The organism is Pseudomonas citronellolis, from assembly GCF_029335315.1.
Classification (GTDB): domain Bacteria; phylum Pseudomonadota; class Gammaproteobacteria; order Pseudomonadales; family Pseudomonadaceae; genus Pseudomonas; species Pseudomonas citronellolis_A.
The window spans coordinates 1-1380 of the sequence record NZ_JARJLT010000076.1; the positions used below are offsets into that span (position 1 = coordinate 1).

Annotated in this window: 1 protein-coding gene; it reads left to right on the forward strand. The window is 63.6% G+C overall.

What is annotated here, in order from left to right:
* The first annotated feature begins 378 nt into the window (after nt 1–378).
* A complete protein-coding gene (locus tag P3W75_RS06550; protein WP_276226554.1) occupies nt 379–1287 on the forward strand; it encodes a glutamate/aspartate ABC transporter substrate-binding protein in 909 nt (302 codons plus the stop codon).
* Nucleotides 1288–1380: the final 93 nt, after the last annotated feature.

The following is a 1380-nucleotide window of genomic DNA, read 5'->3' on the forward strand; positions in this document are numbered from 1 at the left end:
CACTCCCGCGAACGCGGGAGCCCAGAGACTCTGGATCCCCGCAGGGGTGTGCTTGGTAGGAGCGGGCCCTGCCCGCGATTCGCGCGCATGGCGCGCTCCTACAAGGGGAGCCGGCGCGTTCGGAAAACCGAATGCGCAACCGGCGCCTATCCGGAAGTCCGAACGCCAGCGTCGCCAATGACGCCGGCTTTCGCCAATAAAATTGATATAAATCAATTACTTAAATAAAACCGGAGGAGCTGGCACGGTCCCTGCTCCAGGCCTTTGCGTGAGCATGCGGCAGCGCCGCGCTTGCCCGCCGGCCGCCAGGAGGGCCAGCCATCGGGTACGCCTGCCGCAGGATCGACAACAACCAGAACAAGTCGAGGAAGCATCCCAATGCGTATCGCACCCCGTGTGCTGGGCGTGGCCATCGTCGCCGCCCTGTTCGCCACTCCCGCCCTGGCCGAGGAACTCACCGGCACCCTGAAGAAGATCAAGGACTCCGGCACCATCGTCCTCGGTCACCGTGACGCCTCCATTCCCTTCTCCTACCTGGCCGACGACCCGCGCCAGCCGGTGGGCTATTCCCACGACCTGCAGCTGAAGGTGGTGGACGCGGTCAAGCAGCGCCTGGGCCTGCCCGAGCTGAAGGTGCGCTACAACCTGGTCACCTCGCAGACCCGCATCCCGCTGGTGCAGAACGGCACCGTGGACATCGAGTGCGGCTCCACCACCAACAACCTGGAGCGGCAGAAGCAGGTGGACTTCTCCCTCGGCATCTTCGAAGTCGGCACCCGCCTGCTGACCAGGAAGACCTCGGGCGTCAGCGACTTCGCCGACCTCAAGGGCAAGAACGTGGTGACCACCGCCGGCACCACCTCCGAGCGCCTGCTCAAGGCGATGAACGCCGAGAAGAAGATGGGCATGAACATCATCTCGGCCAAGGACCACGGCGAGTCCTTCCTGATGCTCGAATCCGGCCGTGCGGTGGCCTTCATGATGGACGACGCGCTGCTCTACGGCGAAATGGCCAAGGCGCGCAACCCGGCCGACTGGGACGTGCTGGGTACCCCGCAGTCCTACGAGATCTACGGCTGCATGGTGCGCAAGGACGACCCGGCCTTCAAACAGGTGGTCGACAAGGCCATCGCCGACACCTTCGCTTCCGGGCAGATCAACGACATCTACGCCAAGTGGTTCACCCAGCCGGTGCCGCCGAAGGGCCTGAACCTCGAATTCCCGATGAGCGACACGCTCAAGAAGCTGATCGCCAGTCCCACCGACAAGTCTGCCGAGCAGATGTAAGAGCCTGTCTACGATCTGCTGCGCGTCGGCATAACTGCGTTAAAAACAGGCGAGTGATGCTCATTTAGCGGCCTAAACTCGAACGCGAGCCCG

Bases quoted from the DNA above. Each gene is read 5' to 3' on its own strand.
- P3W75_RS06550 (WP_276226554.1), top strand. From the start codon at position 379: ATGCGTATCGCACCCCGTGTGCTGGGCGTGGCCATCGTCGCCGCCCTG.